12 protein-coding genes are annotated in these 15,251 nt (G+C 69.7%); 4 read left to right on the top strand and 8 right to left on the bottom strand.

Translation table 11 applies throughout. The annotated features are described in order from the left end of the window. Positions 1–105 precede the first annotated feature (105 nt). Both IH50_RS0124810 and IH50_RS0124815 read left to right on the top strand, forming a co-directional pair. A complete protein-coding gene (locus IH50_RS0124810) occupies positions 106–429 on the top strand; it encodes a DUF427 domain-containing protein (RefSeq protein WP_030866368.1) in 324 nt (107 codons plus the stop codon). An 80-nt stretch (positions 430–509) separates the two neighbouring features. Next, a complete protein-coding gene (locus tag IH50_RS0124815) occupies positions 510–1,289 on the top strand; it encodes an alpha/beta fold hydrolase (RefSeq protein ID WP_030866370.1) in 780 nt (259 codons plus the stop codon). Positions 1,290–1,325: 36 nt separating this feature from the next. On the opposite strand, the gene IH50_RS0124820 is transcribed toward IH50_RS0124815, so the two are convergent. From IH50_RS0124820 to IH50_RS0124830, 3 genes are all read right to left on the bottom strand, one after another. Further along, positions 1,326–2,069, bottom strand: a complete 744-nt coding sequence (locus tag IH50_RS0124820) for a M48 family metallopeptidase (RefSeq protein WP_051767433.1) — start codon at positions 2,067–2,069, stop codon at positions 1,326–1,328. 53 nt (positions 2,070–2,122) lie between these two features. Next, positions 2,123–5,692, bottom strand: coding sequence for a type I restriction endonuclease subunit R (locus IH50_RS0124825; RefSeq protein ID WP_030866376.1), 3,570 nt, complete (start codon positions 5,690–5,692; stop codon positions 2,123–2,125). A gap of 222 nt (positions 5,693–5,914) precedes the next feature. Further along, positions 5,915–6,481, bottom strand: a complete 567-nt coding sequence (locus IH50_RS0124830) for an ATP-binding protein (RefSeq protein WP_234328234.1) — start codon at positions 6,479–6,481, stop codon at positions 5,915–5,917. A 344-nt stretch (positions 6,482–6,825) separates the two neighbouring features. On the opposite strand from IH50_RS0124830, the gene IH50_RS0124835 reads away from it, so the two are divergent. Next, entirely contained in the window at positions 6,826–7,680 is an 855-nt protein-coding gene (locus IH50_RS0124835) for a helix-turn-helix domain-containing protein (RefSeq protein WP_030866384.1), read from the top strand. A 13-nt stretch (positions 7,681–7,693) separates the two neighbouring features. Beyond that, positions 7,694–7,885: a DUF397 domain-containing protein gene (locus tag IH50_RS40040; protein ID WP_078914086.1), complete on the top strand. Its 192-nt coding sequence runs from the start codon at positions 7,694–7,696 to the stop codon at positions 7,883–7,885. On the opposite strand, the gene IH50_RS41720 is transcribed toward IH50_RS40040, so the two are convergent. The 5 genes from IH50_RS41720 to mnmA form a co-directional block, all read right to left on the bottom strand. Then, on the bottom strand, positions 7,858–9,111 hold the full coding sequence (locus IH50_RS41720; protein WP_158801297.1) for a hypothetical protein: 1,254 nt from the start codon (positions 9,109–9,111) through the stop codon (positions 7,858–7,860). The genes IH50_RS40040 and IH50_RS41720 overlap by 28 nt on opposite strands. After that, on the bottom strand, positions 9,101–11,731 hold the full coding sequence (locus IH50_RS0124845) for an N-6 DNA methylase (protein WP_030866392.1): 2,631 nt from the start codon (positions 11,729–11,731) through the stop codon (positions 9,101–9,103). The genes IH50_RS41720 and IH50_RS0124845 overlap by 11 nt, the downstream gene beginning before the upstream one ends. 106 nt (positions 11,732–11,837) lie before the next feature. Further along, the gene (locus tag IH50_RS38855; protein WP_030866395.1) at positions 11,838–12,674 is read right to left on the bottom strand and encodes an RloB family protein; all 837 of its coding nucleotides are present in this window, start codon (positions 12,672–12,674) and stop codon (positions 11,838–11,840) included. Next, a complete protein-coding gene (locus tag IH50_RS0124855; RefSeq protein ID WP_030866397.1) occupies positions 12,671–13,951 on the bottom strand; it encodes an AAA family ATPase in 1,281 nt (426 codons plus the stop codon). Before IH50_RS0124855 ends, IH50_RS38855 begins: the two co-directional genes overlap by 4 nt. A 159-nt stretch (positions 13,952–14,110) precedes the next feature. After that, positions 14,111–15,241, bottom strand: coding sequence for a tRNA 2-thiouridine(34) synthase MnmA (gene mnmA / locus IH50_RS0124860; protein ID WP_030866400.1), 1,131 nt, complete (start codon positions 15,239–15,241; stop codon positions 14,111–14,113). Positions 15,242–15,251: the final 10 nt, after the last annotated feature.

Here is a 15,251-nt window from a genome sequence, read left to right on the forward strand (position 1 = left end):
ACCCACCGTACGGGTCCTTTCGTCCTCCTGCGGATCCCTCCCGGGAAGAAGTCCGCTCCGGAGTGCGCTGTACTCACGGAATCGGCCACCCGAGGAGGAACGATCGTGACCACGGGCCATCGCATCACCATCGAGGACAGTGACCGGCACGTGCGCGTGGTGCGCGGCGGGCAGGTGCTGGCGGAGAGCGACGGGGCGCTGCTGCTGAGGGAGACGGGCTGTCCGGACCGGTACTACATCCCCCCGGCGGACGTACGGCTCGACCTGCTGACGCCCTCGGAGACGCACACGCACTGCCCCTTCAAGGGCACCGCCTCCTACTGGTCGCTGCCGGACGCGGCGGACCTGGTCTGGGCGTACCCGGAGCCGAAGCCGGACGTCGCGCGGATCAAGGACCACCTCTGCTTCTACGAGGTGGAAGTCGGCTGATCCCGTAAACGGGTTGTGCTGGGCGAACGCGCCGCCCGCCTCACCGATGAACGCCGTGCCGTGCGGCAGTCTGGCGTGACATGGACAAGAACATCTCTTCGCGTGACGGCACCCCCTTGGCGTACGAGAGCGCCGGGCGGGGTGCCACGGTCGTTCTCGTCAGCGGTGCGATGTCGACGGGCGGCACGGTGGCCCCGCTGGCGGCCCGTCTCTCGGAGCGGTTCCGGGTGGTCGTGTACGACCGCCGGGGCCGGGGCGGCAGCGGGGACACGGCGCCGTACGCGGTGGAGCGCGAGGTCGAGGACCTGGCGGCGCTGATCGGTGCGGTGGGCGGTGAGGCCGCGCTGTACGGCGTCTCCTCGGGCGGCGCGCTGGCGCTCAGGGCGGCGGCGAGCGGACTTCCGGTGCGCCGCGTCTGCGTGTACGAGACGCCGTACGCGATGTCCGAGGAGGATCTCGGGGAGCGGGCACGGTACACCGAGCGGCTGACGGCGGCGCTCGCCGAGGGACGGCGCGGGGACGCGGTGGAGCTGTTCCTGCGGCTGACCGGCCTCGGTGAGGACGTCATCCAGGGCGCGCGGCAGTCGCCGATGTGGGCCGGGATGGAGTCGCTCGCGCCGAGTCTCGCGTACGACGACGCCGTGATGGGCGACGGGAGCGTGCCGCGCGAACTGCTGGCGTCGGTCGGCGTGCCGGTGCTGTCGATCGCGGGCGACGCGAGCCCGGCGTGGATGCGCGAGGCCGCGCGGGCGATCGCGGAGTCCGTCCCCCGGGGCACGTACCGCACCCTGGAGGGCCAGACCCATATGGTCGAACCGGACGTCCTGGCCCCGGTCCTGGCGGAGTTCTTCACGCGGTGAGCGGTGCGGGCGCGGTCCGCCGGCGGGGCGGCCGTGCTACTTCACCGCGCCGCGCCACAGTTCCGGTTCCTGTTCCGCGAAACGGCGCTCGCGCTCGTCGGCGTCCGGCAGGATGCGCCGGACCAGCGCGCGGAACGCGGCACCGTGCCCGGGCGTCCGCAAGTGGCACAGTTCGTGGACGAGAACGAGGTCGACCAGTGCGGCGGGCAACTGCAGGACGGCCCAGTGGACGGTGATGGTGCCGTCGGGGGCGCAGGCACCCCACCGGGAACCCAGGTCGCGCACTTCCAGGGCCGTCGGTGACACACCGATCATTCCGGCGTACGAGGGCGCGCGCACGGCGAGCCACCGACTGCCGCACGCCCTGTACCACTCGATGACGGCCTGCCCGCCGGCCCGCCGGTGAGTGGGCCGCGGCAGCTCGAGCCAGCCCTGGTTCAGGCGCACCCGCCGCCCCTCGCCCGCCGGGACGATCCGCAACCGGTGACGGCGGCCGAGGTAGGCGAAGCCCGTCCCGTCCACCAGTTCCTTGACCTGCTCGGCGGGACGCTCGCGCCGGCGCCGTACCTCGTCCGCGAGCCGGGGCAGCCGGGACCGCACGGCGTCGGCCACCTCGCGGGGATCGGCGTCCGGCGGCACGGCGAAGCGCACACCGCCGTCCGGGGCGACGTCGATGCCCAGGGTCCGGCGCCGGGGACGGACGACGAGCTCCCACTCCCACTCGTCGGGGAGCGGCAGGGCTGCGATCGCCTGCTGGGCGGGATGGACGGGGCCGGTCACCCGCCATTCCTACCACCGGGCGGAACGGCTCGGGCGAGGGTGGTCCGTGGCGGTCAGTCGGTCCGGCGCCGGTAGCGCAGGAAGTCGGCGTGCCGGTCGCGGGCGAGTTCCACCAGGTCCCCGGCGAGCGGACCGCCCCGCGCCCAGTCCACGTGCAGGTCCTCCTCCAGGTGGACGCGCAGTTCCCGGCGCACCCTGATCTGAGTGTCCGCGAGCACGACGAAGTCCTGGGAGCCGACGAGCCGCGCGATCTCGGCGGTGAGGTCGAGGGTCCCTTGGACGAGGTCGACTCCCTCCGGCGTCCCGGTCTCCTCGAAGGCCTCCTTCAACAGCCTGTAGACCGGCTGTTCCGTCCACCGGTCGAGTTCGCGCACCCGGTCGTCCCCGACGTCCACGTGGTCCCCGTCCTCGGCCGCGAGGACATCGGTGCGCAGGGCCGCGAGCGCGGCCGCGGCCTGTTCGAAGTCGTCGCCCATCTGGCGGACGATCTCCTCCAACCGGGCGCTGAACCGCTGGTGGAGCGTGCGGTCGGAGCCGAGGCGGGCGTCGATGTGGAGCCGGATCCTGCTCCTCATGTAGTCGGTTCTGGTCCGCGGGTCCGGGTTGGCGTCCACCCGCTCCATGAAGTCCGCCGCCGACAGCTCGACCGACGGTATACGTTCCTCGATGCCCGAGACCCGCAGGTGGCGGGAGATGAGCCGGCGCACCTTGGCGCCGTAGCGGCGCGGGCTGAAGTCGTCGCGTCCGTCCAGGTAGCGCTGCCGGGCCAGGTACTGGGTCTCGCCCAGCAGGCGCGCGTCGGTCTCGTACTTCAGGGCGGCGGGCCTCGGCAGCACGGCGTTGAGCGCGGTCAGGAAGTCGCGGACGAGTTCGTCGAACTCGCCCAGCAGCAGGGGGTCGGCGAGCGCGGCGAGCAGGTCGTCGCGCTGCCGCTGGTCGGCCAGCGAGGTGACGCCCCGGTCCGCGAGGAGTTCGGTGATCTGCTTGCGCAGGTCGGCCAGGCGGTCGTCGGCGGCGGCCTCGGTCTCCAGCCACATCCGGTCGCGGACCGGCTGGTCACCCTCGTAGTCCGGCCTCAGGTGGTCGAGGGACAGGTCCTCGTAGCCGTACACGGCGCGCAGGTGGGCCTCGTCGTACTCGGTCAGGGAACGGGCGAGCTCAGGCCCGACACCGATGTAGTCGACGACCTGGCCCCATGCCTTGTGCGGGTACAGGCGGTTGGTGCGGGCCACCGCCTGGAGCAGTCCGACGCCGGAGAGCGGGCAGTCGAGGTAGAGAACCTGCTCGACGGGGGCGTCGAAGCCGGTGAGGAGCATGGACTGGACGACCAGGAAGGCCATCGGGTCGTCGTCCTCGGCCCGTGCTGTGTCGTCCCGGGCGTCGGGCCGGTCGGCGTGCCACGGGTCGCCCGACGTGCCAGGGCCTCCGGGGTACGTGACATCCACGGGTCTGCCGTGCGTCGTCGCCTCCCAGGAAGGATCGTCCGCGGCGGCCCGCGGGTCACCGAGTCCGCGCTTGAAGCGCGTGATGTACGCGTCCTGCCGGGACTTGGCCGTCCAGGTCTTCCAGTCCTCCGGGTCGGGGGTCGGCCCCGAGGACGCCTGGGAGATGACCACCGCGGCGTCGATGGAGCGGAGCAGGGTCTTGTGGGGCAGCAGGTCCAGCAGTTCCCGTTCCTCGGGGGAGGCCGTGTCGTAGCCGCTCGGGTCGTACGCCAGGTCGCGGTCGAGCGCGTCGAGCTCCGCCACGAGGCGGGCCCGGGCGGCGAGCAGCGCGTCGCGGTAGCGGACGGCCGCCTTACGGGACACCGTCACGACCTGTGCGCCGAACCGGTCGGGCAGCGCGGTGCGCGCCCAGTGGCGCAGCATGTGCTCGGCCTTGTCCGCGATCACCGACGGTGTTTCGAGGACTTCCTTCTTGCGGGCGAACTTCCGCAGGACCCGCTCCCGCTGCTCCGGATTGGCGGGGACCTCCACGTCGAAGGAGGCGTCCAGGACGGCCTTCTCGATGACCTCCAGGCGCACGTGGTGGGCCTCGTAGCGCACGGGGACGACGGCCCGGTCGGTCTCGGCGTCACGCAGGGTGTAGGTGTCGGTGAAGCTTCCGAAGATGTCCTCGGTGGTCTTGCGCGCCTTGCTGAGGATGGGGGTGCCGGTGAAGCCGACCAGGACGGCGTTCGGCAGCATGGCGCGCAGCCGGGCGTGCTGCCAGGCGTGATGTCCCCGGTGCGCCTCGTCGACCAGGACGACGATGTCGTGCCCGGGGTTGGCGACGTGATTCTGGACCACGTCCTGCTCGTCCGGCGTCTCGGCGAGCTTCTCCTCGCGGCCGTCCCAGGCGGTGTCGTCCCGGCGCGCCTTCTGGAGCATCACCAGGGTGAGGTCGGGGACGTCGACGGCGAGGTACTGGCGGGCCTGTGGGACCGAGCCCGAGCGGTAGATCTTCTCCTCGGCCGCGGCGAGGCTGCGCCGGATCTGCTTCTCCAGGTCGATGCGGTCGGTGACCACGACGACCTTGTGTCCGCGCAGGTCCTTGGTGCTCCTGAGGTGACGGACGAGGAAGGCCATGGTGAGGCTCTTGCCGGAGCCCTGGGTGTGCCAGACGACCCCGCCGCGCTGGTGGACGTCCTCCCCCGCGTCGAGGGCCCGGCGGCGCTCGCGGAGCGTCGCGGCGATCGCGTGGACCGCCCGGAACTGCTGGAAGCGGCCGACGGCCTTCACGGTGCGCGAGCCGTGCCGGGTCTCGGTCGTGAAGTCCCTGACGAGGGTGAGGAGGTGGGCCGGCCGCAGGACGCCGGCGACCAGCGTCTGCTGCGCCGAGAGCTGCCGGTCCTCCGGGACCCCGGTCTCGGCCTTGACCTCCGCCTCCCGGGCGGGTACCACGGTCCGCCAGGGCGCGAAGTGCTCGGCCTCGGCGGTGACGGTGCCGAGTTCGGCGTGCGTCCAGTCGGTGCCGACGAGCAGCTGCGCGAAGCGGGTGAACTCGGCCACGGGGGCGGTGGCGTCCGTGCCCGCGTAGGCGATGACCTCCATGACCGCCTGGTCGAGGGCGAAGCGCGCGTCCTTGCGGCTGCTGGTCACGGGCGCCTTGCACTCGACGACCACCCAGGGCAGGCCGTTCACGAACAGCACCAGGTCGGGGGTGGCGGCCGGGGCGCCGAGACGTTCCACCCGGAACTGGGAGACGGCCAGGAAGTCGTTGCCGTCCTCGAACCGCCCGTCCCAGTCGACGAGTCGGACGTGCTCGGGGTCGCCCTTGGTCCAGCCGGGGATCGTCCGGGCGGGAATGCCCTCCCTCAGCAGCCGGGTGACTTCTAAGTTCGCGGTGACGCCCCGCCCGGCCGCGCCCTGACCGGGAGCGGTGCCGCGTACGCGGGCGAGGACGTGGTCGAGCTGCTGGGCGGTGAGCCAGGAGGTACCGTCCTCCGGGCGGACGTTGATCCGGGCCACGGCGTTGCGGAACCGGTCCGCGTAGACGACGTCGGTGAACGACCTGCGCCCGGAGTCCTCGGGTCGGGTGGCGGGCTGTCCCGGGGGCGCGCCCCGCAGGTGTTCCCACCCCATGGCCTCCAGCTGCTCGATCAGCGGCCGTTCGACCTTCACGTACTCCGGCTGTTCCGCCACCGGCTCCCCTTGCCCCGCCCGTCGCCGTACGCACCGCCCACACCATCGTGAACAGAGGTGCGGATCACCCTACCTGCGCAGGCGGTTGACGTCAGGAGGAGCGTGAGTGGGGTGGCATATCCGGCCAACCGGTTGGTGGGGCATGGGATGGGCCGTCACGAAACCGTGAACACTTGCCGGGCAAGTGTTCACGGTTTTCGGAGGGTGGGCCGGGGTGGCCGTTCAGGCCGCGAGCACCGGCAGTACGGGCGGTCTCGGCGTGATGCCGTCGCCGGTACCGCCGCCGGGCGGCGGATCACCTCCGCCGAGCACCAGCTCGAACCAGATGGTCTTGCCGCCCACTCCGAACAGCGACTCCCCGAGGCTGCATCCGCCCCACGCGTCGGCCAGCAGGTCGAGGATCAGCAACCCCCGCCCGCGCTCGGCGTCCGGCCCGTCCTGCACCAGCGGCAGGGGGAACACGGGACAGGTGTCCATCACGCTGACCCGCAGGACCGGGTTCGTCCAGCACAGCCGCACGGTGGCGGGCCCGAGGGAGTAGCGGACTGCGTTGGTGGTCAGCTCGGAGGTGAGCAGTTCCGCCCGGTCGGTGAACTCCCCCAGCCCGTGCGCCCCGAGCACGGCCTTGAGCGTCGTACGGGCGACGGCCGGCCCGCGCGGGTCGCGGGGGAAGTGCAGCTCGTACTCCCAGGGTTCGGTGAACGGGATGAGGGGTGGGCTGGGGATGACGTGGTCGTCCCGGCGGGGCGGTTCGGGGGTCTGCTCGTGTTCCGGTTCCGCGTTCTTCACGCGTCACCTCCTTGTGCGTGTGCGGGTTCGCGGTGCGACGGTCACGGTGTCGGTTCGTCGGGGTTGGTCGGTGGGGTGTCCCGTACGGCGCCCCCACGGCATGGGTCCGGGCCCACGACACCCGGCGGTGGCCTGCCGCCGCGCGCCTTCCCGTTGGGCCCGGGACGGAGAAGGGCGGGCGGTGCGCTTCCGCCGGGTGGGCAGCAAGCGGTACGGCTCACACCGTAAGGCCAGTTGACTCACATGTGAGTCAAATTTCACGAATGAGTGAATCAATTAGCTGCTCACTAGACCGCAATACGCCTACCTGACAGACTGCGTCGCGCTCGCACGAAAGAGGATTCATGGCGCCACGGAACTCACCGACCGGCCGACAGCGACGTCTGGCCGCGGAACTACGTCGCTTGCGCGAGCAGGCAGGCGTCTCCATCCAGGAGGCCGCCTCGATGCTCGGCGCGGACCGCACGATGGTGTCCAACATCGAGGCCGGACGGACGACGGTCAGCGGCGACCGTGTACGCCAACTCGCCTGCCACTACCAGTGTCCGGACGAAGCACTCGTAGAGGCCCTCGCCTCGATCGCGGACACCAGACGCGTCCGTCACTGGTGGGACGAGTACCGAGGGAAGCTGCCCGAGGGCCACCTCGACGTCTCTGAAGTGGAGCACTACGCCACCCGCATCCGCACTGCTCAGACCGTGCACCTGCCCGGATTGCTGCAGATCGAGGAGCACGCGCGGGCGATCTTCGAGTTCACGGTGCCGAAACTTCCCCGCCTCGACGTGGAGCTGCGCGTTGCGCACCGCATGGGCAGACAGGCCGTCCTCTTCGGTGACAGCCCGACACCGTACGTCGGCATCATCCACGAGGCCGCTCTCCGGCTGCAGTTCGGAGGCCGAGAGGTGGCGCGCAAGCAGCTGAACCGCTTGGCCGACGCAGCTGACCGTCCTCACATCACCCTGCTGGTGATCCCGTTCAGCGCCGGCGCTTTCCACGGTGCCGGACAGTCCGTCCTCTACGCCGAGGGCTCCGTACCGCAGTTGGACACCGTCCAGCTCGACACGGCCCTTGGCGCCACCTTCGTGGATGCCCCGACGCCACTGGCGAACTATCGTTCGCTGTTGGACCTGATGGAACGGACGGCGCTGTCACCCGACGCATCCCAGAAGCTCATCCGTTCCATCGCACACGAACTGTGAGAGGACTGGAGCGGTGACCGCACTGGACTGGAAGCGTTCGTCATTCTGCGGCGGGGGCGGCAACAACTGCGTGGAAATCGCCGTCGCCGACGAGGACGGCGACGTAGCGATACGAAACAGCACCCGCCCGCAGCTGGTTATCAGAACCAGCCGCGCCGCGTTCGCCGCCCTTGTCACTCAACTACGTGAGGCCTCACCGCGTTGACCAGCAACGGCCCTGCCACTCAGAAGGTCTTCCAGAACTCCTTGCTGGATCACGCGGAGCTTGGACAACTTGCGGTCCACCGCAGCAACACGAGACCGAATCGAACGGATCGGGCCGAGTAGTTTCTCCTGCTCGGCGAGCGACGGCACCGGGACCGGCATGTTTTTCACCTGAGTGGAATTGATGGACGCAAGGTTCGTGGTTTGCTTGCCGACCCGCTGAAAATAGGAACGGCCGACATCGGACGAGGTGTACAACGAGAGGAAGTCCGGCGACATCTCCTCTCCGCACCGCACCCGGAAGACGTGATTCTGATGCAAGCACTGGTCGATACGTCCATCCCAAACCGCACCTCGACCCAACTTGTCCAGGTCTCCGCCTTCCGTCAGGAGCAGGTCGCCCTTGCTTAGTGCGAAACGCTCGTATTGCGAACGGAGAATGCGCACCCGCTTCAGGTCGGCCGTATCGATCCTTCCGTCCAATACGTTTGCGACACGCAGATAGGGAAGTTCCACGGTCCCTTCTCCGACCGGTTCGGAGCCCAATGTCACACCAGCGGCGACCGTTGCGATCGACTCCAAGCGGGCGGTGGGCCAGGGTGATCCCACGTTGGCAAATACCTCAGCAGCCAATGCAGTCTCGGCAGCCCTGAACTTGTCCCGCACACGCTCCAGCGCTGCGATTCGCCACTCCATCACCGCGTGAGCAGCGACAATCCTCTGCTGTTCGTGAAAGTTAGGCAGAGGAACACGCAAATGTCGAACGTCAGCCTTGGAAATCTTGTACTGCCCGCTTGTTCCCCTCATTGCCGCTTCGATCTGGTCGCGCAGCCCAGCAGACGACAAAGCAAGCCCGAGGAAGGTTGGGTCTACTTTACTAGGATTTGAAACAAGCCGGAAAGCCAGGTCAGGAAGCAGCAGATGCCGCCGAACCTTTCTTACAGTACACGCAACTCCGACAAGGCTTTTTACTCCATTAGCACGGGCCATGAGGACATCGCCAGCGCGCACTTCAAACTCCGTACGGGGAAAAGATCCCGAAAGGAACGCCTTGGCCTCAGTCTCAATAAATCTCCCGGTCGTGATCGCACTCAGCTTGATCACGCCCCATTCATCCAGGCCAGGCGGTTTCGAGGAGCAGACCGGACTCCAGCCGGTCTCGATACGCGTCACTAGGTCCTTCAGCGGAACTTCCGGATACGTCGTTGCACGCACCTCACCGCCCATAACCCAGCTCCTTCAGCCACGCCCCAAACTCTTCCGCCGCGCCCTCGCTGTCCGCCTCCAGCTCCGCCAGCGACACCGCGTACTTCTCGGCCCAGCGGCGGAAGGCCGTGACCAGTTCGCGGCGGCCTGCGGCAGACATCGCGCCCAGGCGGGTGGAGAGGCCCTCACCGAGGACCTCGAGGACAACGCGCTGTCCGCTGTCCTCGGCCTTGGCCATCTCAGCCGCCGCCTTCAGCTCCGGCAGGAACTTCGTGTCCAGGGCCGACCGGTGTTTCGAGGCCGCCGTGCGCTCCTTGCGGCGTTGGGTGACCGCCTTCTCCAGGGCGGCGATCTCCTCAGGGTCGGCCGCCTCGGGTTCCGGCACCTCCCCCTCGGAGGCCTCTTCCTCGTCGCCGTCCGCGTCCGAGGTCGCAGGCCCCTGCACCTCCGCCAGCCGGGCCACCGCTTCCTTGTATGCCACGTCCGCCTCCGCCAGCGCCGTGTCCGCGCGGGCGACCTCCGCCAGGAACTCGGGGATGAGGGACCGTACGACCGACTCGTCCAGCGCGCGGCGCTTGTCCGCCGTGGTGACCGTGGACTTGGACCGGCCGCGGCGGGGCCGTCCGCCCTCGCTCTCGTCCTCGTCGGGGACGACGGGGTTGACCATGGTCTCCACGGTCTCCACCCAGCCGTCGAGCACCCGCTCGTAGCCACCCGCAGCCAGCGCCTTCACGTCGTACCGCGCGGACGCCCACCAGTCGGCGACGATCCCGTCCGTCTCGTACCGGTCCAGGATGCCGACCGGCTCGATCGCCGCCCGGAAGCCGGCGACCAGCCGCTCCCGCAACCGCATCGGCTGCCGGTCCACACTCAGGTTCGAGAAATGCTCGGCCTGCTCGGCCCACCACTTCCCGTACGCCTCACCCAGCTCGCGCTCCTTCGCCACCGCGAGGCCCGGAATGCGCTCGGCCGTGGCGTCAGGCCCCTCCGGCAGGAAGTCGACGTAGTCCTCGTCGTCCGCTCGCGCCGCGAAGAGCGACGGCAGGTCCACGCCGTAGGCCTCGAAGGCCTCCCTCTTCGCGTCGATCTCCGCCTTCGGCACACCCCCGTACAGGTGCGCGCGCACGTCCTGCGGCTCCGCGGCCGGCGAGTTGTCGACCCAGCGGCGGATGTTGAGGTTGCAGTCGGCGGCCAGCAGGTCGTCCCTGCTGACGACGCGCGCGTAGCCGTCGATCGGGGTCCAGTCGCGGTAGACCGTGACGATCTTCTCGACGTGCTCAGGGCCGAGGACGTTCTGGTTCTTGCCCGGCCGGTACTCGCGGTCGGCGTTGATGAAGAGGACGTTGCCCTGCCGGTCGCCGTGCTTGCGGTGCGGCTTGCGCAGGATCAGGATGCAGGCCGGGATGCCGGTGCCGTAGAAGAGGTTCGGGCCGAGGCCGATCACCGCCTCGACGCAGTCGTCCTTCAGCAGTTCCCTGCGGATGTCGCGTTCCTTGCCGCCCCGGAACAGCACGCCGTGCGGCATGACGGTGGCGGCGACGCCGTCGTGCTCCAGCACGGAGATCATGTGCTGGACGAACATCAGGTCGGCCTTCTTGCCCGTCTCCGGCGCCCAACCCCACTTCATCCGGGTGCCGTGCGCCTCCTCGGCCTTCTCGACCTCGTCCTTGTCGTAGGGGAGGGAGAAGGGCGGGTTCGACAGCACCTTGGTGAAGGTCCGCAGCTGCTTGCTGCCGTCCGGCCGCCAGTGCAGCGGCTCGGTGAGGGTGTCGCCGAGCTGGAGATCGAACTCGCGGATGCCGTGCAGCACCATGTTCATGCTGGCCATGGACCAGGAAGGGCCGTTCTTGTCCTGCCCGTTGACGGACAGCAGCTGCGGCTCCCCGCCGTGCTCCTCGACGTGTTCCCGCGCGGCGATCAGCATGCCGCCCGAGCCCGCGCAGGGGTCGTAGACGGATTCCCGCTCCTTCGGGTCCACGAGGCGGACCATCATCCGCACGACCTCGCGCGGGGTGTAGAACTCACCGCCGCGCTGCCCCGCCGAGTCGGCGAAGCGGGCGAGCAGGTACTCGTACGCGGCGCCGAGCATGTCCGGGAACTCGAAGTCCTCGTTGCGCAGCCGGTAGAGGCTGAAGTGCCGGATCAAGGCGCGCAGTTCGACCGTCGTGAAACGGGACTTGGTGCCGACCGTGTCGTTGAAGGAGATGTGGGAGGTGACGCCCGCCAGCCGTTCGTTGGAGCCGGTGAGTGCCGCCAGCGCCTGGTCGAGCCCTTCGCCCACCTGCTCGGTGAGGCCGGAGATGCCCGGCTCCGGTTCCGGGACCGGGCCGCCCGTCTCCAGGGGCTCGTGGTACTTGTGGGGTCCCTTCCACCAGCGTGCCTTCTGGGGCACGTAGAAGACGCGGGGGTAGCTCTCGGGGTCGTCGGCGCGGGCGAGGGCGTCCTTCTCGTCCCTGCCCGGCTTCTCGAGCTCCGCGTGGTAGATCCGCTCCCACTCCGGCTGGAACTCGTCCGAGGAACGCTTCAGGAAGAGCATCCCGAAGATGTAGTCCCGGTACTCGGAGGCGTCCATGCGGCCGCGCAGGATGTCGGCGGCCGAGAACAGATGCCGTTCGAGCTGGGGCAGGGTCAGTCTGGCCACGGACCGGTCCTTCGTGCGCCGTCGGGATTCTGGAGAACCCCGGCAGCCTAGTCCGGTCGGCCGGCCCGTAAGAAATCGCCCGTCGGACCGCGGACGATTCCCGGCCTCACCGGGCCCACGTCTCGTCCTCGACGATCCCCAGGTGGACGAGGAGCCGCCAGACGTCGGTGGACGGGTCGCGCTTGAGCGGGTCGCAGTTCTCGGCGTGGCCGCTGCGGCGGGTCCATTCCTCGTAGCTCTCGGTACGCGGTCCGGGAATCGGAGCGTGCACGAGGTTCCGGGCCGAGCACGAACCGTGCGAGCACAGGCTCACGAGCTTGCGGGCATTGCGTACGGCGTCCTTCTCCCGCCCCAGGAGCGACTGGCCGCGCTGGTCGTCGAGGCCCTTTCCGCGATCACCGGAGGCCTTGTCGTACTCCGCGAAGCCCTTGGCGTCCCGGTGCTCGCGCAGTCGGCGCAGGACGGTGTCGTTCACGCCTCCCTCCTGGCTGGTGAACTGCTGGAAGTGCAGGAGCAGCCACAGTTCGAAGGAGGGGTGGGAGAGCGCCACCTGGACGCCCTGGGCTGCGGCCTCACGCATCGCGTCGGGAATGTCCTGGTCGCGGCTGTCCTGCGCGTCACGGTCGAAGAGCGCCCACTTCTCGTCCGCCGGGTCGGAGGCGGACTCGATCACCTTCTTCACGACCTCGGTGGGACGCAGCCCGTTCCTGGCCCCGTGGAACTTGAGCAAGAACTTCTTCGGTTCGCCGTAGGTCTTGTTCAGCAGCGCGATGTAGTCCCGTTCGGTCTTCTCGCCCTCGGCGGCGACGTAGACCACCCGGCGGGACTCGTCCTCGTAGGACTGGGGCGGCCGGCGCAGCGGTCTGGCGTCGTCGGCGTCGCGGCGGCGTCGGCGGCCTCGCGGCTGGTTCCGGTTCTGGTGGTCCTGTGGTCCCCTGCTCACGCTGTTGCCCGCAGCCCCTCTTCGATGAGTGCGATCTGCCGTGCGATCTCGCCGCTGGTCAATCGGGGGACGCCGCCGTAGTGGCCGTGCAGGTAGCGGCGTTCCAGGTTGTCGTCGCGGCGAGCCTTGCGGGCCGCCGTGATCGGGTAGAGCTGGGATTCGCCGGTGGCGTTCTTGAGGGCGATCCACACCTGGTCGCGGTCGAGCGGCCGCTCCACCACGGACGGGCCCAGCAGGGTCGCGTCGTGCGTGGTGAAGACCAGCTGCGCGGTGCGCGGGTTGGCCTCCTCGTCCTGGAAGAGGCGGATGACCTCCGCCGCGAGGATCGGGTGGAGGCTGGAGTCGAGTTCGTCGGCGAGGAGCACCCCGCCCTGGTCCAGGACGTGGAAGAGGGGCCCCAGGAAGGCGAACCAGGCGTGGGTGCCCAAGGACTCCTGGTCCCAGAAGTCCAGAGGACGGGGAGTGCCGTCAACGCTGCGGTGCAGGAGCTGTACCTCGCCGCTCTCGGGGTCCAGGGTCAGACCGGTGATCCCCAGATCCGCTGCGGCCAGCATCGCACCGATGCGTTTACGCAGTTCGGCGCCGTTCTTGCGGTCGGTGAGCCGCGTACGGGTCCACTCCGTCCGATGGGGAACATCCGCGCCGGACGTCACCAGCCAGAGGTTGTCGACGAACCAGCGGTGCACCGCTGAGAGCGCTGGGTGATTGAGCGTGGCTCCGGCTGTCAGGAACAGGGCGTCGGGGCGGGTGGACGCGACGATCACGTCCTTGTGACCCTTCAACCCGTTGCCGGGGAAGCGGAACTCACCGCCCTCGTCGTCCGGGCGGTCCGCCTCTCGGTCGAACCACACCTGGCGCCGCCCGGACGGGTAGGCGTGCAGCCACTCGGCCTCCACCCGGTCGTCGGACAGTTCGAAGCCGTAGGTGTAGCGGACGGGCTGCTTGCCGAGGAGGAGGTCCACCTCGAAGAGGCTGGTCTCGTCCTGCGCCTCCGAGGCCAGCTCGAACGGCTCCCGTGGCACTCCGGGCCTCTTGCCCCAGTCCGCGAAGGACTCCAGCACCGCCTTTCGCATGAACCGCAGGGCGTCCAGGACGTTGCTCTTGCCGGAGGCGTTGGCCCCGAAGATGCCGACCGTCGGCAGCACGGACACCGGCTTGCCCTCGGAACGGGCGCCGGTCTGCCGGGCGGTGCTCTCGTTGAGTTCCGTGGCCACGAGGGAGAGTTCGGTCTCCTCCCGGATGGACCTGTGGTTGGCCACCCGAAAACTGAGCAGCACGGCCGACCTCCAGACGAGGCGGGTACCTGGTTCGCCGCCTTAGGCTCCTACGTGCGGGTAATCCGCACGGTCGAGCCTAAAACGACTCCTCGGGATACGCCAGAGCTCGTCATCGAACGTTGACCGCATTCTTCCCTCGCCGGGCCCGAAGGAGTGCCTTCAGGCCACTCCGGCCGTCGCCCGCACGGTCGAGGCGATCGTCGCCGAGCCGACCACGCGGGTGCCGTCGTACAGGACGATCGCCTGGCCGGGGGCCACGCCGCGGACGGGCTCGGCGAAGGACACCTCCAGGGAGCCGTCGACGAGTTCCGCCGTCACCTCGGTCTCGCCGCCGTGGGCGCGCAGCTGGGCGGTGTAGGTGCCGGGGCCGGTGGGGGCGGCGCCGCACCAGCGGGGCTTGATCGCGGTGAGGGCGGTGACGTCGAGGGCGGCCGCGGGGCCGACGGTGACGGTGTTGGTCACCGGGGAGATGTCGAGGACGTAGCGGGGCTTGCCGTCGGGGGCGGGGGTGCCGATCCGCAGGCCCTTGCGCTGGCCGATGGTGAAGCCGTACGCGCCCTCGTGGCTGCCGACCTTGGTGCCGGACTCGTCGACGATGTCGCCCTCCGCCTTGCCGAGGCGGTTCGCGAGGAAGCCCTGGGTGTCGCCGTCGGCGATGAAGCAGATGTCGTGCGAGTCGGGCTTCTTGGCGACGGCCAGCCCCCTGCGCTCGGCCTCCGCGCGGATCTCCTCCTTGGTGGTGACCGTGTCACCGAGGGGGAACATCGCGTGGGCGAGCTGGCGGTCGTCGAGCACGCCGAGGACGTAGCTCTGGTCCTTGGCCATGTCGGAGGCGCGGTGCAGTTCGCGGGTGCCGTCCTCGCGCAGGATCACCTGGGCGTAGTGGCCGGTGCAGACCGCGTCGAAGCCGAGCGCCAGCGCCTTGTCCAGCAGGGCGGCGAACTTGATCTTCTCGTTGCAGCGCAGGCACGGGTTGGGGGTGCGGCCGGCCTCGTACTCGGCGACGAAGTCCTCGACGACGTCCTCGCGGAAGCGGTCGGCGAGGTCCCACACGTAGAACGGGATGCCGATGACGTCGGCGGCGCGGCGGGCGTCGCGCGAGTCCTCGATGGTGCAGCAGCCCCGCGCGCCGGTACGGAACGACTGCGGGTTCGCGGAGAGCGCGAGGTGGACGCCGGTCACGTCGTGGCCCGCTTCTGCCGCGCGGGCGGCGGCGACGGCGGAGTCGACGCCGCCGGACATGGCGGCCAGGACGCGGAGGGGGCGGGAGCGCTGCGAGGTCTCAGTCATAACCCCTCCA

The organism is Streptomyces sp. NRRL S-37 (assembly GCF_000721605.1).
Taxonomy (GTDB): Bacteria; Actinomycetota; Actinomycetes; order Streptomycetales; family Streptomycetaceae; genus Streptomyces.